This window comes from Marinobacter sp. C2H3 (genome assembly GCF_037080155.1).
Taxonomy (GTDB): domain Bacteria; phylum Pseudomonadota; class Gammaproteobacteria; order Pseudomonadales; family Oleiphilaceae; genus Marinobacter.
In genome coordinates this window covers 363,696-389,339 of the sequence record NZ_JBBBNZ010000003.1, presented here as the reverse complement: position 1 = coordinate 389,339, position 25,644 = coordinate 363,696, and the positions used below count along the sequence as shown (strand labels likewise).

Genomic DNA, 25,644 nt, shown 5'->3' with positions numbered 1-25,644 from the left:
TTCAGCCACCGTCTCCGGTGTCTGGATGCCGCACCGGCAGGGTAATCCGGAAACAGGTGCCGTGCCCCGGAGTACTGTCCACGTCAATGCGGCCGTTGTGCTTCTCAATGATGTTGAACGACAGGGACAACCCCAGCCCGGTGCCCTTGCCAACCGGCTTGGTGGTAAAGAAGGGCTCGAAAATGCGGCTCAGATGGTCCGGCGAAATGCCGGCGCCGGTGTCCTCAATCTCAACGGTTACCGTGTCGCCCTGATGCCGGGTGCGGATGGTGATCTTGCCAAACTCATCAATGGCGTGAGCGGCGTTCACCAGCAGGTTCATGATCACCTGGTTGATCTGGGAAATGATGCACTCCACCTCCGGCAGGTCGCCAAAATCCCGGACCACCTCGGCCTTGTACTTCAGCTCGTTGTTGACCACGTTCAGGGTGGTATCGATGCCCTTGTGCAGGTCCGCCGGTTTGAACGATTCCTCCTCGATGTGGGAGAAATCCTTCATCGCGGAAATGATGGTCTTGACCCGCTCAATGCCCTCCCGGGATTCCGCCAGCAGGTCCTTGAGATCGTTGCGCAGAAACTCGTAATCAATGTTCTGCTTGATCAGCCGAAGGTCGTCCAGGGAGCGGGCGGTATCCACCGCCTCGGTCAGCCGGAACAGATCGTTCAGATAGGTTTCCAGGCTTTGCAGGTTTGAGTAGACGTACCCCACCGGGTTGTTGATCTCATGGGCCACCCCGGCGGCCAGCTGGCCGATGGCGGCGAGCTTTTCCGACTGCATGAGCTGGCGGTTGGCCTGTTCGAGTCGGGCGTTGAGGGCGTCCTGGTCAGGAGGGGTCTGGGCCGAATGCGTCATAGGATGTCCCTGCCGGTTACCAATCGGAATGGCCTGAAGTGTGATCCAGTTCCAGTATAGTCACGTAACCGTAAGGTTTTAGTAAATTTTGGTATCCCGCAAAGCCCCGGAATTGTTAAGAATCGTAGCCCTCCCGGTACGCGCTGTGGCGGTGTGCGCTATGCTATGGCATTCGATACGAGGTATCCGGTCCGGGCCCATGCTGCACCGCCTGAAGAACAATTTCCGCCTGTCCATCATCACCCTGCTCGGCGTCAGCGGGATCATCGGTATCACCCCGTTCGCGGTGCTGCGATTTCTGCAGTCCAACCTGCTGGCGGCGGTGGTGGATACCACGATCCTACTGGGTGTCAGCGCCGGCGTGGCCTACGCCTGGCTCAGCGGGGATACCTACCGCGCCGGCTATTTCATGGCGGTGGTGTCCGCCTACGGGGCCGTGGTGGTGGGCGGCATCGTCGGTGATCCCGGGCTGTTCTGGCTCTATCCCTGCCTGATCACCAGCTTCTTCCTGACGCCGCCCCGGGCGGCCATGATCATCAATCTCTCGTCCATTGCGCTGATGGTGATCATCGGCAAGGCGTTTCGCAGCCAGGAGCAGATGTGGTCGTTCCTGTCCACGGCCCTGGTGGTGACCGCCTGCGCCTACACCTTTGCCCGGCGCAGCCAGGACCAGCGCCGGCGCCTGGAGCACCTGGCCACCGTGGACCCGCTCACCGGGGTGCAGAACCGGCGCTCCATGGATTCCGCCCTGGACATGGCGGCCGCGACCGCCGAGCGCACCGGGCTGTCGTACGCGCTGGTGATGCTGGATCTCGACCACTTCAAGAAGATTAACGACGACTACGGCCACGGCACCGGGGACGAGGTGCTGACCAACCTGGTCGGGCTGTTGCAGCAGAACACCCGGCGCACAGACCAGCTGTTCCGGTTTGGCGGGGAGGAGTTTGTGCTGTTGCTGCCGGGGGTGGACGGCCGCAGCCTGGAATCGGTGATGGGCAACCTGCAGGGGGTGATCCGCAAGTACCTGCGATCACCCGGCGGGCCGGTCACTGCCTCGTTCGGGGTTGCCCTGCTGCGTCACGGTGAGCCGGTGGACAGCTGGCTGGAGCGGGCGGACGATGCCCTCTACCAGGCCAAAGAAGCGGGCCGGGACCGGATCGTTTTCAGCGATCAGCCGATGGCCGGTGCCCGCTCGGACGCCGACGAGCGATAGCAGAACAGGCGCCAGCCCAGCAGCAGGCTGGCGGTGGCGAGCCCGCCGGTCAGCCCCAGCCAGAACCCGGCCGCCCCCATGGCCGGCCGGATGGCGTCTGTGAACGTGAGTACATAGCCCAGCGGCAGCCCGACGCCCCAGAACGAAAACAGCATGATGAACATGGGCAGGCGAGTGTCCTTGTAGCCCCGGAGGGCGCTGATGCAGGTCACCTGCACCACGTCGGCAATCTGGAACAGGGCGGCGAAGGCGAGCAACCGCACGGTGACCGCCTGCACGTCCGCCTCGCCGGAATACAGCCGGGCAATCTCCGGGGAAAAGCCGTACAGCAGCAGCGCAAACACACCGGCAATGGCCACCGCCAGGATCAGCGAGCTGCGGGAAATCAGCCGGGCGGTGTCCGGCGCCCCGGCGCCCGTCAGAAACGCCACCCGCAGCGTCAGCGCCATGCCCAGGCTCAGGGGCAGCATGAACAGCAGAGAGACCACGTTCAGGGCGATCTGGTGCCCGGCCACTACCACCGGCCCGAGCGGTGCGAGGAACAGCGCAATCACGGAGAACATGCTGGCTTCCACGAAAATGGTGAAGCCAATGGGCAGGCCCACCCGCAAAATGGCGGCCAGCTGGGACCGGTGGGGCGCTGACCAGTCCTGGATCAGGTGAAAGCGCCGGTAGGCGGCGCTGCGGTTCAGGTACACCAGCATGGCCAGGGCGGCCACCCCGTTGGAGATCGCCGTGGCCCAGCCGCAGCCGACGCCGCCCAGGGCCGGGAACCCCAGCTTGCCGTAGATCAGGATGTAGTTCATCGGCAGGTTGATCAGGGTGCTGAGCACCGAGAACACCATGATCACCCGGGTGTGGCCCAGGCCATCGGTGAGGCCCCGCAGGGCGGTCATCAGCAACAGGGCGGGCACGCCCCAGGCAAACGCATTCAGGTAGCCCTGGGTAATGCCGGCGGTGTGGCGGTCCAGTTCCAGGTGGTCCAGCACCGGCTGCACGTTGACCAGCAGCGCAATCATGATGACCGCGCTGGCGGCGGCAATGTACAGCCCCTGCCAGGTGGCCGGCATGATGCGGTGAAACGCCCGGGCGCCGTTGTCCCCGGAAATGATCGGTTGCAGGGCGCCCAGCACCCCCATGAAAAACAGGAACAGGGGCATCCACAGGCTGCTGCCGATGCCCACGGCGGCCAGGTCTTCGGCGCTGGCGTGGCCGGCCATTACGGTGTCGATCACGCCGTTGGCCATCTGGGCGATCTGGGCGATCAGGATGGGCCCGCCCAGGCGCGCCAGGGTTGCCCACTCGGTCAGGGTCCGGCGGGTCAGCGTGGTGCGTTGTTCGGGCAGAGGTTGATGAACGTCGTCCATTCCGGGTCCGTTGCAAGCAGGGGTCGGGTTCGCCAAAAGCAGGCCTGCATCCTACCGGAAAAGCCGGTACAGTACGCGCCTGCACGACTACGAGAGACTACCTACTATGGCGCTTCTGGTTCTGGTCACCGTTCTCTGGGCCTTCTCTTTCAGCCTGATCGGCGAGTTCCTGGCCGGCCAGGTGGACAGCGATTTCGCGGTGCTGACCCGGGTGCTGATCGGCGCCCTGGTGTTCCTGCCGTTCCTGCGCTGGCGCGGGGTGCCCGGTGGACTGAAACTGGGCATTGTGGTCAGCGGCATGTTGCAGTTCGGCGTCACCTACCTGTGCCTGTACCGCTCGTTCAGCTACCTGACCGTGCCGGAAGTGCTGTTGTTTACCATCTTCACGCCGCTGTACGTCACCCTGGTGGACGACGCCCTGTTCCGGCGTTTCTCGCCGGTGGCCCTGGTGGCGGCCGCCGTGGCCACCCTGGGGGCCGCGATTATCCGGTACGACGGCCTGAGTGAAGATTTCCTCACCGGCTTCTTGTTGCTGCAGGTGGCCAACATCACCTTCGCCGCCGGCCAGGTGGGTTACAAGCACATCATGGCCCGATACCCGATCGACCTTGGCGCGCACCGGAGTTTTGGCTACTTTTTCCTGGGGGCCCTGTTGATTGCGTTGCCGTCCTTTCTAATCTTCGGCAACCCCGAGCGCCTGCCCCACACGCCGGTGCAGTGGGGCGTGTTGGCCTGGCTGGGCTTTGCCGCCACGGGCCTCGGCATGTTCCTGTGGAACCGGGGCGCCTGCCGGGTGGATGCCGGCACCCTGGCGATCATGAACAACGCGCTGGTGCCGGCCGGGTTGCTGGTAAACCTGCTGATCTGGAACCGGGACGCGGACCTGCTGCGCCTGGCCCTGGGCGGCGCGGTGATTGTGGCATCGCTGTGGCTGAACGCGCGGTTTCACCCCCGGGCACGGCTGGCCACATAAGCAATCTTTCGCACTCAACTTTGTGCCGGATCCGCCGTTACACTGCGAACCGCGGATGGCCCGGAAGGCGGGCGACCGCCGACCGAACCTAAGAAGGGATGCCCATGCGCAAGAACCTGCCGGTGACCCAACGCGAAGTTAAAATGCGCGATGGCGATCGCCTGATCACCACCACCACCCTCAAGGGTGTGATCACCTACTGCAACGACGACTTCGTCGCCATCAGCGGCTTCAGCCGCGAAGAGCTGGTGGGCCAGGCCCACAACATCATCCGTCATCCGGACATGCCGCCTGCGGTCTACAAGGACATGTGGGACTACCTCAAGGCCGGGAAATCCTGGATGGGCGTGGTCAAGAACCGTTGCAAGAACGGCGATCACTACTGGGTCAGCGCCTACGTGACGCCGATTCTGGAAAGCGGCAAGATGACGGGGTACGAGTCGGTGCGAGTCGCACCGACCCGCGCCCAGGTGGCCCGCGCGGAGAAGCTCTACGCCCGCCTGAACGCTGGCAAGCCGGTGCTCAGCGGCGTTGGCCGGCTGGTCTCGGTGCTGCGCTCGGGTTGGCCGTGGCTGATGTCCCTGGCCGCGAGCCTGGTGGCCCTGAGCCTGGATCAGACCGCCATCGCCGTTGCCTTGGTGGTGCTGGCCCACGTGCTGGGTGCCGGCGTCCTGCTCAGTTCCGTCACCGGCCGCCTCAACCGCCTGCTGGCCCTGCGCCCGGACGCCTTCCGTGACCCGGTGGTGGCCCGCACCTACAGCGACGACTACGGCCTGTTCTCCCAGCTGAGCCTGGTGCTGCTGAGCGAAGAAGCCCGCATTCGCACCGTGCTGGCCCGCATTGACGACCAGGCCGAGCTGCTGTCGGCCCAGGCCAAAGCGTCCAACCGTTACATCACTGAGGGCGCCACCGCCATCGCACGCCAGCGTACGGAAACGGACCAGGCCGCCTCTGCCATGAACGAAATGGCGGCGTCTATCCAGGAGGTCGCGGAATCGGTCAGCGGCAACGCCCGGGAGGCAGAGGAAGCTCGCCGTCTGGCGGGCATGGGCGGCAAACGCAGCGCCGAAGCCCTCGTGGCCATTGAACAACTGGTAGGCCGGGTGAATGGCCTTGGCCGCACCATCGAGTCCCTGGGGGAATCCACCCAGAGCATCGGTGAGGCCACCCGCCTGATCTCCGACATCGCCGACCAGACCAACCTGCTGGCCCTGAACGCCGCCATCGAAGCGGCTCGGGCCGGCGAGCAGGGCCGGGGCTTTGCCGTGGTGGCAGACGAAGTCCGCTCCCTGGCCCGGCGCACCCGGGAATCCACGGTGCGCATCGAGGAGTTGATCGGTGAGTTCCGCAAGCAGGTGGATGCGGCGGTCACCGCCACCCAGGAAGGCGAAGCCGTTGCCGGCCAGGGCCTGGACAAGGTGCGTGAGGCCGAGCAGTCCCTGGGCGCTATCGTCGATTCCATCCAGACCATCTCTGACAGCTTTATCAGCATGTCCGCCGCCTTCGAGGAGCAAAGCCAGGTATCGGACGAAGTCAACCGACAGGTGGTCAACATCTCCGAGCTGGCGGACCACAGCGATCAGCAGGCCAACGCCGCCCGGGACAGCAGCAACGAGCTGAGCAAGATGGCGCAAGGCCTGAAAGACCTGGTCAGCCGGTTCATCAGCAGGAACGGCTAAGGCAACCGCCCCCGCCACCCAGCGTGGCGGCCGGCCCAAGCTGGCATCCGCCGGCCATGGCTGGCAAAATCCCGCCCCTGATGATGGCCCGGTGCCCTGCGCCCGGGCCGCACCGTTTTTACGTCCCGTCAAACCCACAGGAAATCATCATGACTCAGTCCACTTCGTCCGTGGCCAACGGCGATGAGGCACCCCGGGGGCTCTGGTCATCACGGCTGGCCTTTATTCTTGCGGTCACCGGCTCCTCCGTCGGCCTCGGTAACGTCTGGAAGTTCCCGTACATCACCGGCGAAAACGGCGGCGGTGCCTTTGTGCTGGTGTACCTGATCTGCATCGCGGTGATCGGCATTCCCATCCTGATGGCCGAAGTGTTCCTCGGCCGCAACGGTCGCCACAACCCGATCACCAGCGTGCGCCTGGTGGCCGAGCGCAACCTGGCCTCGCCCCTTTGGCGCATCACCGCGATCATCGGCATGATTGCCGCCTTTGTGATTCTCTCGTTCTATTCCATGATCGGCGGCTGGGCCGCCGCCTACGTGGGCCACGGTGCCGTCGGCGATTTTGCCGGCGCCGGCCCGGAGGCCATCAACGGCATGTTCAGCGCCCTGCTGGCCAGCCCCGCCGAGCTGCTGCTGTGGCACAGCCTGTTCATGGCGCTGGTGGTGCTGGTGGTGTCCCAGGGCCTGAAGAAAGGCCTGGAGCGTTCGGTCACCATCCTGATGCCGGCGCTGTTTGTGCTGCTGCTGATTGCCGTGGGCTACGCGGCCACCACCGGGCACTTTGGCGAAGCCGTGAATTTCCTGTTCCGGCCCAACTTCGACAAGCTCACCATCAACGGCGTGCTGATCGCCCTGGGCCACGCGTTCTTCACCCTGAGCCTGGGTATGGCCATCATGATGGCCTACGGCTCCTATCTTGGGCGGGACGTGTCCATCGGCCGCACCGCGGTGATCGTTGGCGTCACCGACACCGCCGTGGCCCTGCTGGCGGGCCTGGCCATTTTCCCGGTGGTGTTCGCCAACGGCCTGGAAGCGGGCGCCGGCCCCGGCCTGATTTTCCAGACCCTGCCCCTGGCCTTTGGCCAGATGCCCCTGGGCAGCCTGTTCGGCACGCTGTTCTTTATCCTGCTGGTGTTCGCCGCCTGGACCTCCGCCATCTCCCTGCTGGAACCGGTGGTGGAGTGGGTGGAAGAAAAAACCACCCTGGGCCGCTCCGGCAGCGCCATGCTGGTGGGCTTCCTGTGCTGGGCGCTGGGTATTGTGTCGATCCTGTCCCTGAACCTCTGGTCGGACGTCACGCCGCTGGGCATGATCGAACGGTTTGAAGGCAAGACCCTGTTTGATCTGCTGGACTACTTCACGGCGAACGTGATGCTGCCGCTCTCGGGCATGCTGACCGCGCTGTTTGTCGGCTGGTGTGTGGCCCGGGAGTGCCTGGAGCACGATCTGGGCCTGAAGGGCGGCGCCTTTGCGGTGTGGTACAACCTGATTCGGTTTGCCACGCCGCTGGCGGTGGCCGTGGTGTTCGTTTACAACCTGCTGTAAGCAGAAAGGCTGCCTCAGGCCTTTCTGAATCCCCTGAAGCAGCCCCAAGGCCTCAAGAACGCCGGCGGGCAGGGTTATTCAGGACCGTATGCGGCAGGGATGCCGCATCCGAGCCTACAAGGACGTATTCACGGCGTGTCCTGAATAACCCTGCCCGCCGGCGTTCGCACTCCGGTCCCAGACCGCGAAGGCCTAAACCTGGAACCGGGCAATCTGAGTATTGAGCCCCTCGGCCAGCCGCGCCAGTTCCTCGCTGGAGGCGGACACCTGCCCGGTGGAGGCGGCGGACTGATCGCCCACATCGCGGATATGGGTGATGTTCTGGTTGATGTCCTCGGCGACGGAGGTCTGCTGCTCGGCGGCGGTGGCAATCTGGCTGTTGTACTGGCGGATTTCCTCCACCGCCTCGGCCATCTCCCGAATCACCGAACCGGCCAGCTCGGCCCGCTCCAGGGTCTGGTTGGCCAGCTTGTTGCCCGCCTCCATACCCTGCACGGACGCGCCGGCGCTGGTCACCAGATTGCCAATCAGCGTCTCGATCTCACTGGCGGAACTCTGGGTGCGCTGGGCCAGCGAGCGCACCTCGTCCGCCACCACGGCAAAGCCCCGGCCCTGCTCGCCGGCCCGGGCGGCCTCGATGGCCGCGTTCAGGGCCAGCAGGTTGGTCTGGTCCGCCACGGACTTGATCACATCCAGCACCGTGCCGATGTTGTTGGTTTCCGCCTGCAGGCTGTTGAGCTGCTCCATGATGCGCTGGCTTTGGGCGTTCAGATCGGTCACGAAGCTCAGGGTCTCCTGCACGGCTTTCTCACCGCTGGCGGACTTCTCGCTGGCCCGGTTGGCGGCGCCAAAGGCGGACTCCGCGCTCTTGGCCACGTCGTTCACCGTGGCCACCATCTCGTTCATGGCGGTGGCGACCTGATCGGTCTGGCTCTGCTGCTCGGCCACGCCCTGACTCGTCTGGGTGCTCACCGTGGACAGCTCCTCGGCGGCGGAGGCAATGCTGTTGGCGCCGGTATCAATCTCCCGGATCAGCCCCCGCAGATTGGTGACCATGGTACCGAACGCGGCCAGCAGCTGGCCGAACTCGTCGCCCCGGTCGCTGCGCACGTCCACCGTCAGGTCGCCGGAAGCCACCTTGTTGGCAATCTGCACCGCCTGGTTCACCGGCCGGGTGATGCCCCGGGTTAGCAACCAGCCCATCAGGGCGGCCAGCACCACCACAATCCCGGCAATCACGATCAGGGTAGTGACGGCGGTGCGGTACTGATTGTCCATGCGTTTTACCTGCAGGTTCTGCAGTTCAGTGGCAATGTCCACCGCGTCCCGGGCTACCGCTTTGAGTCTGTTCTCAATCTGGACGATCTGGTCCGGGCGGCCGCTGATGCCGGCCTGCAGCTGGTCCAGGGTCTGCTTGTACTGGTCAATATCCGCAGCGATGGCGTCGATCCGGGCATCGTCCTCCGGCTGCACCAGCATCTCCTTCAGTGACGGCAGTATTGCGGCGCCTTTGTCCGCGAGATCCTTGGCGCTGTCGATGTATTTGTCATCGCGCCGTAACTGGAAGTTCTTTTCATCGGTGCGGGCGTCCAGCAGGCGGGACTGGACGTCACTGACCTTGGCCACAATCACCGAGCGGTGGTTGTAGCTGTTGAGGGTGTTAATGGAAAACGCCGCCAGGATGACGGCGAGAATCACGACAAAGGCAAAGCCGCCGGCGAGCTTCTTGCCTACGGAGAGATTGTTCATCGACATGTAAGGAAAGTCCTGTCCCGAGAATGGCGAGGGATCGTCTGCGACCGATCGTTTGCAAACTCAGGTATCGGCCGGCAGACGTCGTCCTTTAGGCGCCCGCCGGCCAAATCCGCAGATTTCCATCAAATGGCTGCCATCAGCTCAGGTGGCGAATCGCGCCACCTGCTGCTTCAGGTTGTCCGCCAGGCCCGCCAGTTCCGCGCTGGCGTCGGTGATGTCCCGGGTGGCGCCGGCGGTGCGCTCCCCCACGTCCCGGATGGCGGTGACGTTCTGGTTGATCTCCTCGGCCACCGAGGTCTGCTGCTCGGCGGCGGTGGCGATCTGCTGGTTCAGGTCCCGGATGCTGTCCACGGAGCGGGTGATCACGGCAATGGCCTCGCCGGTGCTGCGGGCGGTGTCCAGGGTGTCCTCCGCCAGGCGGGCGCCGGTGGTCATCACGCGGACCGTGTTCTCGGCGCTGGCCACTAGGCGCTGAATCATCCCTTCAATATCCTGGGCGGAGGTCTGGGTCCGTTGGGCCAGGGAGCGCACTTCGTCCGCTACCACGGCAAAGCCCCGGCCCTGTTCACCGGCCCGGGCCGCTTCGATGGCCGCGTTCAGGGCCAGCAGGTTGGTCTGGTCCGCCACCGCCTTGATCACGTCCAGCACGCTGCCGATGGACTGGGTGTCCGCCTGCAGGGCGTTCAACTGCTGCTGCACTTCCAGCACCTGTTCGTTCAGCTCCGCCACCCGGGAGAGGGTCTGCTCCACCGAGGCCTCGCCGGTGCCGGCCTTGCCGCTGGCGTCGTGGGCAGCGGCGGACGCTTCCTCGGCGTTGCGGGCCACTTCCGCCACCGTGGCTACCATCTCGTTCATGGCGGTGGCCACCTGATCGGTCTGCTCGCTCTGGCGGCTGGCGTCCTCGCTGGTGTCCGCCGTAATGCGTGTGAGCCGTTCTGAGGCGTCGGCAATGGTGGCGGCATTCTGGTCGATTTGTGCCACCAGGCCCCGCAGGTTGCCAATCATCTGCCCGAGCGCGTTCAGTAACTGGCCGGATTCGTCCTGCCGGGTGCTGCTGAGATCCGCAGTCAGATCGCCGTCCGCCACCTGCCGGGCGGCGGCTACGGCGGCACGAATGGGCCGGACGATACCCCGTGTCAGCAGCAGTGACAGCACCACCCCAATCACAATGGCCGCGAGGGTGGCCGCGCCAATGGCCAGGGTGGCCGTGTGCTGCTGGGCCTTCATGGCGGAGGTCTCTTCCGCCTGCAGCGCCTGGGCCGCCTTGCGGCCGTCGCTGGCAACGGTCTCGATGGACTGGTTCAGCGTCTCGGTGCGGCCGATCAGCTCGGCGGCGGCATGGAAGGCGCTGGCGTAGTTGTTGAACAGACCAATGGCCTGCGTCTGCTCCTCACCGCTCAGGGCCGAGGCGCGGATGGACGGCAGGATGCGCTTGAGGCGGTCATCAAACTGCCGGACGGCGTCCGGGTTGTGGGTAATCAGGTAGTCCCGCTCGTCCCGCTGCATCTGCTTGAGCATGGCGGTGGCCAGGTACAGCCGGGACTCGTTGTTCATGCTGGCTTCCAGCACCCGGCCCTGGAGCGTGAGCTGGTCCCGGGCGGTCACGGTCTTGTCCTGCAGGGACACCACCTCGGCGAGCAGCTCGCGGAACTGCCGGGCGTCATGGGCAATCTGCGCCGGCAGCTCGCTGTTGCTGTTGGCGGCCAGGGTGTTGGCCCGTTGTTCGGCACTTTTGAGCAGCGCGGCGGCTTTTTCGGCGTAGGCCGGGTCCTGCTCCAGCAGGAAGTTCTTCTGCTCGGTGCGTGCCAGCAGCAGGTCCGAGGCCAGTTCCCCGGTGAGTGCCACATTGTCCGCTCGATCGCTGTAGCGATTCAGGGCCTGAATCCCGATCAGCCCGGTGGCGACCGACAGCACAATCAGCAGGGAAAAACCAACGGCCAGCCGTCGGCCAATGGTCAGGGTGGGTAAGCTCGAGGGAACCCGCCGGCGGGCGGCCTTGGGAAGCGACAGCATATCTGCATCCTCTCTATTGTTGTTGTCATGAAAGGTGGGACGCGCGGTGACGGTGACGGGCGGGCCGGTGCTCAAACCGGCCCGCCCGGGTCAGATCAGAAGAACAGGTGCGGCAGCCACAGCGCGATCTCCGGGAACGCCATGATGATGCCGATGGCGACAATCTCGATCAGCACGAACGGGATCACCGAGGTGTAGATGTCCTTCATGGTGATGCCCGGGGGTACCACGCCCTTGAGGTAGAACAGGTTGAAGCCGAAGGGCGGGGTCATGTAGCCGATTTCCATGTTGATCACGAACAGGATGCCGAACCACACCGGATCAAAGCCAAGCGACTTTACGATGGGCATGAACACCGGCAGGGTGATCAGCATGATGCCCACCGGGTCGAGCACCATGGCCAGCAGGAATACGATCACCATCATCGCAATGATGATGCCCCAGGCGCCGCCGGGCAGGCCGTGCATCAGGCTCTCGATTAGAGCCTGGGCGCCCATGCTCTGGTAGGCGGCGCTGAAGGCGTGGGCGGCAAACAGAATCCACACGATCATGCCGGTGAGTTTGAAGGTGCGGATCGCCGCTTCCTTCAGGATCGCCCACTTGAGCTGGCGGTACACCGCCGCGGAAATCAGGGAACCCAGCACGCCCATGGCGGCGGCTTCGGTGGGGGTGGTGATGCCGCCGATGATGGAACCCAGCACCATCACCACCACGCCAATGGGCAGCAGCACCGCCCGCAGGGCCCGGAACTTGTCACCCCAGCTGCCCCGCTCCTCCGGCGGCAACGCCGGCGCCAGATGCGGCTGCAGATTGGCGCGCACCAGCACGTAGATAGCAGTCAGCACCATCAGCAGCACGCCGGGCATGATGCCGGCGGCGAACATCTGGCCGACGGACACGCCGGTGATCAGGGCGTACAGGATCATCAGAATGCTGGGGGGAATCAGGATGCCCCAGCCGCCACCGGTGTTGATAACGCCCAGGGCCAGCTTGCGATCGTAGCCCCGCTCCAGCATGGAGGGCAGGGCAATGGTGCCCATGGCGACCACGGCGGCACCGCTGATGCCCACCATGGCCGCAAACACCGCGCAGATGGCCAGCGTGCCCAGGGCGAGACCGCCCCGCAGGCCGCCGAACCACAGATGCATCATGCGGTACAGGTCCTTGGCCACGCCGGTGCGCTCCAGCACCATGGCCATGAACACGAACAAGGGAATGGCCACCAGGGTAAAGCTTTCCATGGTGCCCCAGATCTGCGAGGCCACCATATAGAAGGAATCGAAGCCCCAGGTGAAATACAGGAACACGATGGAAACGCCGCCCAGCACAAACGCCAGCGGCAGGCCCAGCAGCAGGAAAAACAGCAGCGAGCCGAAAAACAGCAGGGTGAGGAGTTCAATGCTCACAGCGGGGCATCCTCTTGATCGGCGGACTCGTCCGGGCGGTAGTAATCCAGGTCAAAGGCAATGGCGATGTCCTGCAGCAGCTTCACCAGCCCCTGCAGCGCCAGCAGCCCGGTGCCCACGGGAATGGCCAGCTTCACCGGCCAGATCGGCGGGTTCCACGCTGAGAACGAGGTTTCCCAGGTGCTCATGGACTCCCGGGCCATCTCGATCCCGAACCACAGCAGCGCCAGGGTAAAAATGAAGAACACCACCGAGGTGGCGATGTCCAGCAGCGCCCGACGGCGGGGCGAAAGCTGGCTGTGGATCAGATCCACGTTGACGTGGCCCCGGTGCACCATGATGTAGCCGCCGGACATCACCGCGTAGACGCCGAAGATCAGCTGGGTCAGCTCGTTGGTCCAGACGGTTGGCGAGTTGAACAGGTAGCGCAGGCCCACTTCCAGCAGGAGCAGGGCGAACATGACAAACACCAGCAGCGCAATCCAGCGCCCGATGTGCTCATTCAGTCGGGTGATGCCCTTCATGAAGGCTGACAGCACGCTCATGGCATGGCTCCGGGACAGGGGGTTGAGTCAGGAAAACCGGCCCGGGGGAAACCCCGGGCCGGCGGTGAGGCGCGATGGCGCCCGGATCAGAGGTAACCGAGGTCGGACAGGAAGCCCTTCAGCTTGTCCAGGGCCTCTTTGGCCTGCGGGCTGCGCTTGCCTTCCTCGTCCCACATGCCCTGAGCGGTCTTGACCAGCTTGGCCTGCACATCGTCCGGCAGGGTGTTGATCTGCACGCCCTGCTCCGCCATGGCCTTGGCCAGGGTGATCTGCTCCTTGTACTGGTACTCGTTGGTCCGTACCCAGAACTGCTCATCCAGCGCGTTCTTGACGATCTGCTGCATGTCCTTCGGCAGCTTGTCCAGCGCCTTCTGGCTGACAATGATCACGTCGGTACCGGCAATGTTCAGGGCCGGCTTTACATGGTACTTGGCCACTTCATACAGGCCCATGCTGTAGGCACCCTGGGCCGCGCCCCAGTGGGCACCGTCAACAATGCCGGAATCCAGGGCGGAGTACAGCTCGCTGCCCGGAATGTAGGACGCCGCCGCGCCGGCTTCGGTCAGGAAAGTCTGCAGGGCGCCCGAGGAGCGGATCTTCAGGCTGGTGAAATCGTCCCAGGTCTTGATCGGCTTCTTCACCACCATCTCGGTCGGGTAGACCTTATCGGTGGCCCAGTAGACGCCATACTTGGCGGCTTCGTCCCGCAGCATCTGCTCGAAACCCAGGTTCTGGTGGAAGTAAGCCGCTTCCCACACGTGGCGGAACGCGAACGGCAGGCCGGAAGCGATGCCCGCCAGGGTCATCTTGTCCTGGGCGTAGCCCGGGGAGATGGTGCCCATCTCCAGAATGCCGCGGCTGACCGCGTCAAAGGTGTCCTTCGCCTTGAACAGGGCGCCGGCCTCAAACAGCTGCAGCTTCAGACGGCCATCGGTGCGCTCTTCCAGCACCCGCTTCAGGCGGCCCAGGCTATCGGTGTAGGAACTGCTGGAGCCCGGCCAGTGGGACTGAACCTTCCAGGTGAACGTTTCCTGGGCGCTGGCCGGAACGGCCGCCAGGCTGGCGCTGACGCCCAGCGTCAGGGCGGAAGCAAGGACGCAGAGCTTGCGTCGGGTGGCTGAGAACACGCTGTTCATGGCGGAACCTCTGTCTTTGTTGTTGGTGATCGGGTTTTATATTTCACTCTGCGGTACTAGCAACTGCATAGTGAATCTTTATTTTTGGAATCTATCACATGTGCGGTCTTTTGCAATAGGATGATGGACCACACCTGTGACCGGTAATAGAGCAAGAATATCCCAAGAGTAACCAAAAGGAGTCTTCAGGATGATAGAAATCGAACGCCAGCCTGGCTACCTGCACCTGATCATTCGGCGGCCCGAGAAAAAGAACGCCCTGACCCGCGACATGTACGCCGCCCTGGCGGACGCCGTGGAAGCCGCCGGCGCCGACGACAGCGTGCACGCCATCCTGATCTCCGGCCACGGCGACGTCTTCACCGCCGGTAACGACCTGGACGACTTCCGCGCCCGGGCCACCGACGCCGCCCCCAAACCCTCCGCCGGCCTCGCCTTTATCGAAACCCTGATGCACTGCGATACCCCGGTGATCGCCGCCGTCGAGGGCCTGGCCATCGGCATCGGCACCACCCTGTTGCTGCACTGCGACCTGGTGGTGGCCGGACGCACAGCGAAATTCAAAACCGCGTTCGTCGACCTCGGCCTGGTCCCGGAGGCCGCCTCCACGGTCACCATGCCCCTGCACCTGGGCGCCCGCACCACGGCCCGGCTGCTGTTAACGGGGGATGTTCTGAACGGAGAGGAAGCGGCGGCCTGCGGCCTGGCGACCGAGGCGGTGGACGACGGCGCCGCTCTGGTACGGGCGAGGGCGATCGCTGAAGGCCTGGCGGGAAAATCCCGGGAATCCCTGAGGGCGAGCAAACGGCTGATGAAAGCCCCCTGGCAGGGCGCCATAAAAGAAGCCTTGGAGCGGGAACGGGCGGTATTTGCCGAGCGGCTGCGATCTGATGATTGCCAGAACGCCCTGGCAAACATCGGCCGGAGATAAATAGGGCGCCGGAGAAAGTTCGATCGAGGGGCGGTGGGCCAGGCCTTCCAGAACCGTCCTCCGCCATGGATGGCGGAGGCCGAGTGTACAGGGATGTATTCACAGCGTGTTCTGGAAGGCCTGGCCCACCGGCCCGATGCCCCCGAATCAGCGGGCGCTGTCCAGGCAACGCATCAGCGCACCCCCTCCCAATAAGGCGCCCGAAGCTCCCGCTTCAACACCTTGCCAATGGTCGACCGCGGCAACTCCCCCCGGAACTCCACCGCCGAAATCCGCTGCGTTTTGCCCAAACGGCCGTTGGCCCAGGCCAACAGATCCGCCTCCGTTTCCCGGGAACCCGCGCGGCGCACCACCAGCGCCAGCGGCGTCTCGCCCCACTGCTCGCTGGGAACGCCAATCACCGCCGCATCCGCCACCGCCGGATGCGCCAGCAGCGCCTTCTCCAGATCCACCGCATAAATGTTGAACCCCCCGGAAATGATCATGTCCTTCCGGCGATCCAGCACATAGATGAAACCATCCTCATCAATCTTGCCCATATCGCCGCTGCGATAGAACACGTCGCCCTCCGGGCTGGTCCACAGCATCTCCTCGGTCTGCTCCGGCCGGTTCACATAGCCCCGCATCATCGAAATGGCCCGGCCCACGATCTCCCCGATCTCGCCCCGGGGCAGCGCCCGACCGTTGTCATCGATGACCCGAACCTCCGCGCCCTCCGTGGGCACCCCCACCGACGCCCACTTGTCCGGATGGGCGGCGCAGTCCAGACAGGTGGAAATGCCGCCCTCGGTCAGGCCGTACACCTCCCGGATGTTGCCGGGCCAGCGCCGCATCGCCTCCTCGATCACCTCCGCCCGCAGGGGCGCGCTGGTGCAGAGTTTGAGCTGGAACGACGACAGATCAAACCGATCAAAGTCCGGCTCCGCCAGAATGCGCTGATACTGCACCGGCACCAGCATGGCGTGGGTCACCCGGTGGCGCTCGGCCAACTCCAGGAACCGGTGGGCATCGAACTTGGCCATCAGCACCAGCGTGCCGCCGTTGAACACCGTCGGCAGCACCGACACCAGCGTGGTGTTCGAGTACAGCGGCGTGGACACCAGATTGATGGCGTTCCCGTCCAGCCCGAAACGGCTCATGCGCACCATCTGCCGCTGCCGGAACCGGTAGTCGTGCAGGATGCCCTTGGGGGTGCCCGTGGTGCCCGAGCTGTAGATGATGTTGAACGGATCATCCAGCGTGACCTCAGCGGGGTTGGCGGTAGCCGGAATGTCGCCCAGCCACTGGGCCAGGGTCTGGCCGACGCCGTCGGTGTCCAGGCCAACCAGCCGGTCGTCCGGCAGATCCAGGCCTGGGCGGACGTCCTGCCAGAGGGCCAGGTTCTTGCCGGAGACGAACACAAAGCGCGCGCCACAATCCCGGATCATCAGGCCCAGCGCCTCCGCACTCGCCATGCCGGACAGCGGCACCATGCAGCCGCCGGCCACCAGGGTGCCCAGGTACAGGGCCAGGTATTCCCGGGTGTTCTCGGACAGGCCCGCCACGCACTCACCGGGTGCCAGGCCCTGGTCCCGAAGCCGGTTAGCGATGCGGTTGACGTTCGCGAGCAGGTCCGCCCAGGTGACGTCACCCCGCTCATCAGTGAGCGCGGTACGGCTACCCTGGCTGTGGGCGTAGCCCTGAATGCGGTGGCCGATGGGTTCCATGGTCTCATCGGCGAGGCGTGGGGCATAAACGGGCAGGTCAGCGAGGGGTTGAGTCATGGCGGCAAAAGCTCCGTTTGGCGGTTGTTGTTTTACTAGATGAAATTAACTTCCAAATATATTGACTCAAAACCGGATGGCGTGACAAATTATCGAAAAGGCCAAGCCTGACCACAACAACAAACGCCTGAACACGAGGAGATCCCCATGGCACGTTTTGATCGCCGGGTTGCACTGGTTACCGGCGCCGGCAGCGGCATTGGCCGGGCCACGGCGTTGCGGCTGGCCCGGGAGGGCGCGGCGGTGGTGATGGCGGACGTGTCGGAAACAGGCCTGGTGGAGACCGAAAACCTCATGCCGGACGGCGCCCGCTTCCTGCGCTGTTCACTGGACGTGTCGGATGAAACGGCGGTGAAGGCGGTGGTGGCCAAGGCCATCGACACCTTCGGCAAGCTCGACGTGCTGTGCAACGTGGCCGGCATTGCCAGCGTTCGCGGCCAGCACCCGCCGGTCACCGGCAACGAGCGGGACGAGTGGGAGAAGGTGCTGTCGGTGAACCTGATCGGCTCCATGCTCACCATCAAACACGCCGCGCCCCACATGCAGGCCCGCAAGCTGGGCGCCATCGTCAACGTGGCCTCCGTGGCGGGGCTGCGCTCCGGCGCCGGCGGCAACGCCTACAGTGCCTCCAAGGCCGGCGTGATCAACCTGACCATGACCGCCGCCTGCGACCTGGGCGGCGACAACGTGCGGGTAAACGCGGTGTGCCCGGGACTGGTGGAAACCGGCATGACCCGGGCCGTGTTCGATTATGCCCGGGCCAACGAGAAAGCCCACAAGCTCGGTTCCCGCTGCGAGCTGCGCCGCTACGGTAACCCTGAGGAAATCGCCGCCGCCATTGCCTTCCTGGCCAGCGACGACGCCAGTTACATCACCGGCCAGGCGCTGGCCGTGGACGGCGGCAACTCCGCCTCCCTGAACCTGCCAGGAATGAAAGTGTAATGAGTCTGGATAACCCCCACATTGCCGGCGGCCACGACCTGCCCGGTTTCCACAACCTGCTGGGCTACCGGCAGGTGTCCTGGGAAGAGAACGAAGCGGTCATCGAACTGGCCCTGGCGCCCCGGCACCTGAACCTGGCCGGCGTCATCCACGGCGGCGTGCTGACCTCGCTGCTGGACATCGTCATGGCGGAAGCGGGCACTTACTGCCCCTATCCCGGCCGGATGCGCAAGGCGATTACCCTGTCGCTGACCACCACCTTTACCGGCCAGTGCTCCGGCGGAACCATCAAGGTGGTGGGCCGCAAGCGCGCCGGTGGCACGCGCATTTTCAACAGCACCGGCGAGGTGTTCGACGAGGCCGGCAACCTGCTGGCCATCGCCGAAGGCACCTTCCGGATCCGGTCAGGCAGCGAGGCGCCCGAAGGCGTGCCCATCTGACCGGTACACCCTGAACCCTGCCTGTCGCCCCGGTGGCGGCCGGCCCACCACACCCTGTGAGAGGACGCGGACATGTTCGAGCTGTCAGAAAAGGCCCGGAAACTTCAGGCCGAGCTGAAGGACTTCATGGATGCTTACATCTATCCAAACGAACACAAGCATCACCAGCAGATCGCGGACGCGGAAAACCGCTGGGCGCCGGTGCCCATCATTGAAGAGCTGAAGCAGAAGGCGAAGGCCGCGGGCCTGTGGAACCTGTTCCTGCCGGAGAGCGAGTTCGGCGCCGGCCTGACCAACTTCGAATACGCGCACCTGTGCGAAATCATGGGCCGCTCCGAGATGGCCCCGGAAGTGTTCAACTGCTCCGCGCCGGACACCGGCAACATGGAAACCATCGCCCGCTACGGCAACGAAGAGCAGCAGGAACGCTGGCTGAAGCCGCTGCTGGCCGGCGAGATCCGGTCCTGCTTTTCCATGACCGAGCCGGACGTGGCCTCGTCTGACGCCACCAACATTGCCTGCGAGATTCGCCGCGAGGGCGATGAGTACGTGATCAACGGCCGCAAGTGGTGGTCCTCCGGGGCGATGACGACCACCTCCAAGATCGCCATTGTGATGGGCAAGACCGACCCGACCGCGCCCAAGCACCAGCAGCAGTCCATGATCCTGGTGCCCCTGGACGCCCCGGGCGTGAAACTGATCCGCCCGCTGACGGTGTTTGGTTACGACCACGCGCCCCACGGCCACGCGGAGATCCACTATGAGAACGTGCGGGTGCCGGTGAGCAACATCCTGCTGGGCGAGGGCCGGGGTTTTGAAATTGCCCAGGGCCGACTCGGGCCGGGCCGCATCCACCACTGCATGCGCACCATCGGGGTTGCCGAGCGGGCCCTGGAGCTGATGTGCCAGCGCGCAAGCGCCCGGGAGGCCTTTGGCCGGCCGCTGTCGGAATTTGATTCCATCCGCAAGGACATCGCCCGCAGCCGCATCGAAATCGAGCAGGCGCGGCTGATGACCCTGAAAGCCGCGCACATGATGGACACCGTGGGTAATAAGGTCGCTCGCCAGGAAATTGCGATGATCAAGGTGATTGCCCCGAGCATGGCCCTGAAGGTGATTGACCGGGCCATTCAGGTCCACGGCGGCGCCGGCGTGTCCCAGGATACGTTCCTGGCCTCCGCCTGGGCCAAGGTGCGTACCCTGCGCCTGGCGGACGGCCCGGACGAGGTGCATCTGGACAGCGTCGCCAAGCTGGAACTGCGCCAGTACCGCTAAGGCATGCAGCGATATCCGTCACCTCGGGGGGTGGCGGGCGGGGCGGTGTCCTTCCGGGGCACGCCGTGAATACGTCCCTGTAGGCTTGAGCAGAACATCCCTGTTCTGCACAGCCCCGGAAGGACACCGCCCCGCCCACCAGGCTGACCGCGAGACTGAACGCACAGGAACGCCTTCGGGGGGTTCCCAGCACTGAGCATGAGGATTGAATAATGACGAATCCGCTTTTTGACATGACCGGCAAAGTCGCCGTCATTACCGGCTCCACCAAAGGCATCGGCCGCTCCATCGCCGAGGAGATGGCCAAGTGCGGCGCCAAGGTGGTGATCTCCAGCCGTAAGGCGGAGGTGTGCGAGCAGGTCGCCAGCGAGTTGAAAGCCCAGGGCTACGAGGCCATGGCCATTGCCTGCCACGTGGGCAAGAAAGAGGACCTGCAGAACCTGGTGGACAAGACCAACGCCGCCTGGGGCGATATCGACGTGCTGGTGTGCAACGCCGCCACCAACCCGGTGTACGGCCCGACCGCCGAGCTGACCGACGACGCCTGGGACAAGATCATGGACACCAACGTCAAAGGCACCTTCTGGCTGACCAACATGGTGCTGCCGCAGATGGCGAAGAAGGGCGAAGGCTCCGTGGTGCTGCTGTCCAGCATCGCTGGCCTGCGGGGCAACACCGTTATTGGTACCTACGGCGTGTCGAAGGCGGCCGAAGCCGCCCTGGCCCGGAACCTGGCGGTGGAATGGGGCCCGAAGGGTATCCGCGTGAACGCCATCGCCCCCGGCCTGATCAAAACCGATTTTGCCAAGGCCCTTTGGGAAGACCCGGTCCGCGTCAAACGCGCCGAGGACAAAACCCCGCTGCGCCGCATCGGTGACCCGGTGGACATCGCCGGCCTGGCCGTGTTCCTGGCCACGAAGGCCAGTGCCTACATCACCGGCCAGGTAATTGTCGCCGACGGTGGTGAAACCATTTGTTGATCCAGCCGTCGAAGGCGGCTTAACCCCAGGCGGTTGCCTAAGGCGGGCACCGCCGAGGCCAAATCAAGGTCGGGGTGGGGGAGGTCTTTGTGCAGGGAGAAACGGTGTCTGAGCGCAGCGAGTTCGTTTCCTGGAACAAAGACCTCCCCCGCCTCGGCCGATGCCCCCGAACCACGCAGTCCGGGAGCGGGCAACAACCAAAGCCCAGTAACAGACAAAGCAAGGTAAACCAACAGCATGACCACGGCCCCAGAGCTGGTTGACGTACTGCCAGCCCATCAATTTGACGAAGCCAGACTGCATCAGTGGCTGAAACGCGAGCTGCCGGACATCGGCGAGCATCTGGAGATCCGGCAGTTCCAGGGTGGGCAATCGAACCCGACGTTTTTGCTGGAGTCGGACGGCCGCCGCTATGTGCTGCGCAAGAAACCGCCCGGAAAAACGCTGCCCTCCGCCCACATGGTGGAGCGGGAGTATCGGGTGATGCGGGCGCTGTCCGAGCACACCGATGTGCCGGTGCCGAACGTGCGGGTGCTGTGCGAAGACAGCGACGTGATCGGCACGCCCTTTTACGTGATGGACTTCCTCGAAGGCCGGATTGTCAGCCACTCCGCCCTGCGGGCGTTGGACCGGCAGGAGCGGATGCCGGCGCACCAGTCCGCCATCGACACGCTGGCGGCCCTGCACTCGGTGGACGTGAACGCCATCGGCCTCGGCGACTACGGCCGGCCAGAGGGCTACGTAGCCCGCCAGGTGGCGCGCTGGAGCAAGCAGTATCTGGCCTCGAAGACGGATGAATTGCCGGCCATGGACAAACTCATGGCCTGGTTGCCGGACAACCTGCCCGCAAAGGACGAAACCGCCATCGCCCACGGCGACTACCGGTTCGGCAACCTGATGCTGGCGCCGGACCGGCCCGAGGTGATCGCCATTCTGGACTGGGAACTGTCCACCCTCGGCCACCCGCTGGCGGACCTGGCCTATTACTGCCTGCCTTATTACCTGCCCTCGGACATGGAAGGCATGCGCGGCCTGAAAGGTGAGGATCTGGAGGCCCTGGGCATTCCCGACGAGCAGGAGACCATCGCCCGCTACTGCGCGAAAACCGGCCGGGACGGCATTGACGACTGGCACGTGTTCCTGGCGTTCTCCCTGTTCCGGCTGGCGGCGATTCTGCAGGGCGTTTACAAGCGCGCGCTGGACGGCAACGCCGCCAACGCCAACGCCCTGGAAGTGGGCAAGCGGGCCAGCCTGCTGGCCGAGACCGGCTGGCAGATCGCCCAGGCCGGGCCGCAACGCTGACACGTCATGAGGAGCCCCCGATGACATCGGACACATCCCCGCTGGTTCAGCGGATTCTGATCACCAACGACGACGGCATCCACGCCCCCGGGCTGGCCATTCTGGAACGGATTGCCCGCCGGCTGGCGGAGGAAGTGTGGGTGGTGGCGCCGGAGCACGACCGCAGCGGCGCCGGCCAGAGCATCTCCATTCACAGCCCGCTGCGGGTGTACCCCTCCGGCGAGCAGCGCTACGCCCTGTCCGGAACGCCCGCCGACTGCGTGCTGTTTTCCCTGGCGGAATGGTTTGGCGAAACCCCGCCGGACCTGGTGCTCTCCGGCATCAACTGCGGCGCCAACATCAGTGACTCGGTGCAGTATTCCGGCACCGTGGGCGCGGCGCTGTCCGCACTGCACATGAACCTGCCCGCCATCGCCCTGAGCCAGGCTTACCTGAATCGGGACGGCGTGGATTGGTCGCCGGTGGAAGCCCACGGCGAAGCGGTAATCCGCCGCCTGTTCGAGCCCGGCGTGGTGCGGGGCTGGAACGTGAATTTTCCCGCCGCGGCCGCCGGCGACGTGCGCGAGGCCCGCTGGTGCCGGCAGTCCTCCGGTTCCATCCAGCGGCCCCGGCTGCTGGCGGGCCGGGACGCCCGGAGCCTGCCGTACTGGTGGCTCGGGTTTGATCGCAGCTCGCGGCACATCGTCACCCCGGATGCGGACGTGACCGTGCTGCGGGACAAAGCCGTGGCCATTACACCGCTGCGGCACGAAGACCCCCTGCCAGGGGGCACAGACACCTTTGATCTGGCCGCTTCGGCGGCCGACGCATGACAACGGGGAGACCGACCACCATGTTTACACGCCATTACAGCGTCTGGCCCAAGGAGTTGCCAAAAACCCTGACCCTGCCGGAGACCAGCGTTTACACCAACCTGGCGATTTCCGCCCAGCGCTACCCGGACCACACCGCCATTGTGTTCTACGACGCCCCCATGACCTACCGCCGCTTGAACGACGAGGTAGAGGCCATGGCCGGCTACCTGCAGGCCCAGGGCGTGAAAAAGGGTGACCGGGTGCTGCTGTATATGCAGAACTCCCCCCAGTACGTGATTGGCTACTACGCCATCCTGCGGGCGGACGCGGTGGTGATTCCGGTCAACCCGATGAATCGCAGCACCGAACTGGAGCACTACATCGCCGACGCTGAGTCCCGGGTCTGCCTGGCGGGGCAGGAACTGGCGGCACACATCCTGCCGCTGATCGGGGATACCCATCTCGAGCACGTGGTGGTGGCCTCCTACAGCACCTACATCCAGCCGGAAACCGACCTGGCGCTGCCGGCGGAAGTATCGGCACCGGCCTGGTCCCAGGACATTGCCGGTGCCATTGCCTGGGACACCGCGCTGGCCGCTGGCCACCGGCCCACCGAGCACACCGCCCGGCCCAGCGACCTGGCGGTGATTCCCTACAGCAGCGGCACCACCGGTGCCCCCAAGGGCTGTATGCACACCCACCGCTCGGTGATGGCGACGGCGGTGCAACGGGCGTTCTGGAACCTGAGCACGCCGGATACGGTGCAGCTCTCCACCCTGCCGTTCTTCCACGTGACGGGCATGACCGGCTCCATGAACAGCCCGATCTACACCGCCTCCACCTCGGTGATCATGACCCGCTGGGACCGCACCACCGCGGCCAAGCTGATCCAGCGTTACAAAGTCACCGGCTGGACCAACATCGTCACCATGGCGGTGGATTTCCTCTCCAACCCGGACATCGGCCAGTACGACCTGAGCAGCCTGAACACCATCGGCGGCGGCGGTGCGGCCATGCCAGAGGCGGTGGCGGAGAAACTCAAACGCATGACCGGCCTGGACTACATCGAGGGCTATGGTCTGTCCGAGACCATGGCGGCCACCCACATCAACCCGCCGGACCGGCCCAAGGCCCAGTGCCTGGGGATACCGGTGTTCGATATGGACTGCCGGATCGTGGACGTGGACACCCTGGAGGAGAAAGGTCCCGGCGAGACCGGCGAGATCGTCTCCTGTGGCCCGCAGGTGACCCTGGGCTACTGGAACCGCCCGGCGGAAACCGAGAAGGCGTTCGTGGAGATCGACGGCAAGCGCTTCTTCCGCACCGGTGACCTGGCCTATTACGACGAGGAGGGCTACTTCTTCATGGTCGACCGGGTCAAGCGGATGATCAACGCCTCCGGCTTCAAGGTGTGGCCCTCCGAGGTGGAGGGGCTGATGTACCGTCATCCCGCCATCCATGAGGTGTGCATCATTTCCGCCCCGGACCCCAAGCGGGGCGAGACCGTGAAAGCCTGCATCGTGCTGACTCCGGAGGCCGAAGGGAAGACCACCGAGGACGACATTGTGTCCTGGTGCAAGGCGCACATGGCGGCCTACAAGGTGCCCACCATCGTGTCCTTCGTGGACGAGCTGCCCAAGTCCCCCACCGGCAAGCTGATGTGGCGGGCGTTGCAGGAACGGGAGTGGCAGTAAGCCATCTGAACCGTTATTAAGCGAACGAAAGTACGCACAGCGAAACACAATTTTGATTTATTGACAGGTTAGACATTTAGTGTAATTGTCTCAGTGAACGACCGCAGGGCGATCTCGTCCTGCGGTCTCATTGCCCAACAGCACATCCGACAACAACAATCACGGAGGCGCGGCATTGAATCTTTTCTTCCAGCAAATCATCAACGGACTGACCCTGGGCAGCATCTATGGCCTGGTGGCCCTCGGTCTGACCCTGGTGTACGGCATCCTGCACATTCCCAACTTTGCCCACGGCGCGCTCTATATGGTCGGCGCGTTCATGTCCTACTTCTTCATGGTGGACCTGGGCGTGAACTACTGGCTGGCCATGGCCGGCTCGGCGGCCGTGGTGGCCATCCTCGGGATTCTGTGCGAGCGCCTGGTGTTTCATCCGCTGCGCAACTCGCCACCGATCCACGACAAGATTGCCGCCATCGGCGTGCTGCTGTTCCTGGAGGCAACCATCCAGATGTTCTGGGGCTCGGATTTCCGGCGCATGGCCTCGCCCTACACCGGCATCCTGAACTTTGACGGCCTGATCATTCCCGAGCAGCGCCTGCTGATCATCGTCGGCGCCTTTGCCCTGGTGATTGCCCTGCAGCTGTTCCTGCGCAAGACCATGACCGGCGCCACCATCATCGCCATGGCCCAGAGCCGGGACGGCGCGTTCCTGGTGGGCATCGATTCCAACCGGGTCGCCATGATGACCTTCGGCATCTCCGGCGCCCTGGCGGCGGTGGCCGCTACCCTCTACGCCCCCATCAACCTGGTGTATCCGGCCATGGGCCACCTGGTGATCATGAAGGCCTTCGTCATCATCATCCTGGGCGGCATGGGCAGCGTGCCCGGTGCCATCGTCGGCGGCATGATCATCGGGTTTGCCGAGGCCTTCGGGGGTTTCTACATCTCCACGGCTTACAAGGACATCATCGCCTTTGGCCTGCTGGTCCTGATCCTGTCGGCCCGCCCGCAGGGTCTGTTCGCAAAGGGGGCGCACTGA

Annotated in this window: 21 protein-coding genes; 13 read left to right on the top strand and 8 right to left on the bottom strand. The window is 64.7% G+C overall.

The window, feature by feature from the left end:
* Window position 1: 1 nt before the first annotated feature.
* Entirely contained in the window at window positions 2-853 is an 852-nt protein-coding gene (locus tag V3388_RS11180) for an ATP-binding protein (protein WP_336367632.1), read from the bottom strand.
* A gap of 199 nt (window positions 854-1,052) precedes the next feature.
* Between V3388_RS11180 and V3388_RS11175 the strand changes: the two genes are divergently transcribed.
* Window positions 1,053-2,066, top strand: a complete 1,014-nt coding sequence (locus V3388_RS11175) for a GGDEF domain-containing protein (protein ID WP_336367631.1) — start codon at window positions 1,053-1,055, stop codon at window positions 2,064-2,066.
* On the opposite strand, the gene V3388_RS11170 is transcribed toward V3388_RS11175, so the two are convergent.
* Entirely contained in the window at window positions 2,024-3,433 is a 1,410-nt protein-coding gene (locus tag V3388_RS11170) for an MATE family efflux transporter (RefSeq protein ID WP_336367630.1), read from the bottom strand. The two genes, V3388_RS11175 and V3388_RS11170, sit on opposite strands and share 43 nt — an antisense overlap.
* Window positions 3,434-3,539: 106 nt before the next feature.
* On the opposite strand from V3388_RS11170, the gene V3388_RS11165 reads away from it, so the two are divergent.
* From V3388_RS11165 to V3388_RS11155, 3 genes are all read left to right on the top strand, one after another.
* Window positions 3,540-4,406 carry a carboxylate/amino acid/amine transporter gene (locus V3388_RS11165; protein WP_336367629.1) on the top strand — a complete coding sequence of 289 codons (867 nt, stop codon included), beginning with the start codon at window positions 3,540-3,542 and terminating at the stop codon, window positions 4,404-4,406.
* Between the two features lie 104 nt (window positions 4,407-4,510).
* The gene (locus V3388_RS11160) at window positions 4,511-6,085 is read left to right on the top strand and encodes a methyl-accepting chemotaxis protein (protein WP_336367628.1); all 1,575 of its coding nucleotides are present in this window, start codon (window positions 4,511-4,513) and stop codon (window positions 6,083-6,085) included.
* Between the two features lie 149 nt (window positions 6,086-6,234).
* Window positions 6,235-7,629 (top strand): sodium-dependent transporter, encoded by a 1,395-nt coding sequence (locus tag V3388_RS11155; protein WP_336367627.1) that lies wholly within the window; start codon window positions 6,235-6,237, stop codon window positions 7,627-7,629.
* Between the two features lie 192 nt (window positions 7,630-7,821).
* Here V3388_RS11155 and V3388_RS11150 read toward each other — a convergent pair whose 3' ends face one another.
* The 5 genes from V3388_RS11150 to dctP all read right to left on the bottom strand — a co-directional run bounded on the left by V3388_RS11150 (window position 7,822) and on the right by dctP (window position 14,484).
* Window positions 7,822-9,384, bottom strand: coding sequence for a methyl-accepting chemotaxis protein (locus tag V3388_RS11150; protein ID WP_336367626.1), 1,563 nt, complete (start codon window positions 9,382-9,384; stop codon window positions 7,822-7,824).
* 141 nt (window positions 9,385-9,525) lie between these two features.
* A complete protein-coding gene (locus V3388_RS11145; RefSeq protein ID WP_336367625.1) occupies window positions 9,526-11,397 on the bottom strand; it encodes a HAMP domain-containing methyl-accepting chemotaxis protein in 1,872 nt (623 codons plus the stop codon).
* Window positions 11,398-11,492: 95 nt separating this feature from the next.
* On the bottom strand, window positions 11,493-12,803 hold the full coding sequence (locus V3388_RS11140) for a TRAP transporter large permease (RefSeq protein WP_336367624.1): 1,311 nt from the start codon (window positions 12,801-12,803) through the stop codon (window positions 11,493-11,495).
* Window positions 12,800-13,348, bottom strand: coding sequence for a TRAP transporter small permease subunit (locus V3388_RS11135; RefSeq protein WP_336367623.1), 549 nt, complete (start codon window positions 13,346-13,348; stop codon window positions 12,800-12,802). The genes V3388_RS11140 and V3388_RS11135 overlap by 4 nt, the downstream gene beginning before the upstream one ends.
* Window positions 13,349-13,434: 86 nt before the next feature.
* On the bottom strand, window positions 13,435-14,484 hold the full coding sequence (dctP, locus tag V3388_RS11130) for a TRAP transporter substrate-binding protein DctP (protein WP_336367622.1): 1,050 nt from the start codon (window positions 14,482-14,484) through the stop codon (window positions 13,435-13,437).
* A gap of 190 nt (window positions 14,485-14,674) precedes the next feature.
* On the opposite strand from dctP, the gene V3388_RS11125 reads away from it, so the two are divergent.
* Window positions 14,675-15,415, top strand: coding sequence for an enoyl-CoA hydratase/isomerase family protein (locus tag V3388_RS11125; protein WP_336367621.1), 741 nt, complete (start codon window positions 14,675-14,677; stop codon window positions 15,413-15,415).
* Between the two features lie 173 nt (window positions 15,416-15,588).
* On the opposite strand, the gene V3388_RS11120 is transcribed toward V3388_RS11125, so the two are convergent.
* The gene (locus V3388_RS11120) at window positions 15,589-17,178 is read right to left on the bottom strand and encodes a class I adenylate-forming enzyme family protein (protein ID WP_336367620.1); all 1,590 of its coding nucleotides are present in this window, start codon (window positions 17,176-17,178) and stop codon (window positions 15,589-15,591) included.
* A 147-nt stretch (window positions 17,179-17,325) separates the two neighbouring features.
* Between V3388_RS11120 and V3388_RS11115 the strand changes: the two genes are divergently transcribed.
* The 8 genes from V3388_RS11115 to V3388_RS11080 all read left to right on the top strand — a co-directional run bounded on the left by V3388_RS11115 (window position 17,326) and on the right by V3388_RS11080 (window position 25,644).
* Window positions 17,326-18,120: an SDR family NAD(P)-dependent oxidoreductase gene (locus V3388_RS11115; RefSeq protein ID WP_336367619.1), complete on the top strand. Its 795-nt coding sequence runs from the start codon at window positions 17,326-17,328 to the stop codon at window positions 18,118-18,120.
* Window positions 18,120-18,560, top strand: a complete 441-nt coding sequence (locus V3388_RS11110) for a PaaI family thioesterase (RefSeq protein WP_336367618.1) — start codon at window positions 18,120-18,122, stop codon at window positions 18,558-18,560. The genes V3388_RS11115 and V3388_RS11110 overlap by 1 nt, the downstream gene beginning before the upstream one ends.
* 72 nt (window positions 18,561-18,632) lie before the next feature.
* Window positions 18,633-19,835, top strand: coding sequence for an acyl-CoA dehydrogenase family protein (locus tag V3388_RS11105; protein WP_336367617.1), 1,203 nt, complete (start codon window positions 18,633-18,635; stop codon window positions 19,833-19,835).
* Between the two features lie 212 nt (window positions 19,836-20,047).
* Complete coding sequence (locus tag V3388_RS11100; RefSeq protein WP_336367616.1) at window positions 20,048-20,815, top strand: SDR family NAD(P)-dependent oxidoreductase; 768 nt, start codon at window positions 20,048-20,050, stop codon at window positions 20,813-20,815.
* A 237-nt stretch (window positions 20,816-21,052) separates the two neighbouring features.
* The gene (locus tag V3388_RS11095) at window positions 21,053-22,117 is read left to right on the top strand and encodes a phosphotransferase (protein WP_336367615.1); all 1,065 of its coding nucleotides are present in this window, start codon (window positions 21,053-21,055) and stop codon (window positions 22,115-22,117) included.
* A gap of 20 nt (window positions 22,118-22,137) precedes the next feature.
* On the top strand, window positions 22,138-22,929 hold the full coding sequence (gene surE, locus V3388_RS11090) for a 5'/3'-nucleotidase SurE (RefSeq protein WP_336367614.1): 792 nt from the start codon (window positions 22,138-22,140) through the stop codon (window positions 22,927-22,929).
* Window positions 22,930-22,949: 20 nt separating this feature from the next.
* Window positions 22,950-24,605, top strand: coding sequence for a long-chain fatty acid--CoA ligase (locus V3388_RS11085; RefSeq protein ID WP_336367613.1), 1,656 nt, complete (start codon window positions 22,950-22,952; stop codon window positions 24,603-24,605).
* Window positions 24,606-24,780: 175 nt separating this feature from the next.
* Window positions 24,781-25,644 (top strand): branched-chain amino acid ABC transporter permease, encoded by an 864-nt coding sequence (locus V3388_RS11080; protein WP_336367612.1) that lies wholly within the window; start codon window positions 24,781-24,783, stop codon window positions 25,642-25,644.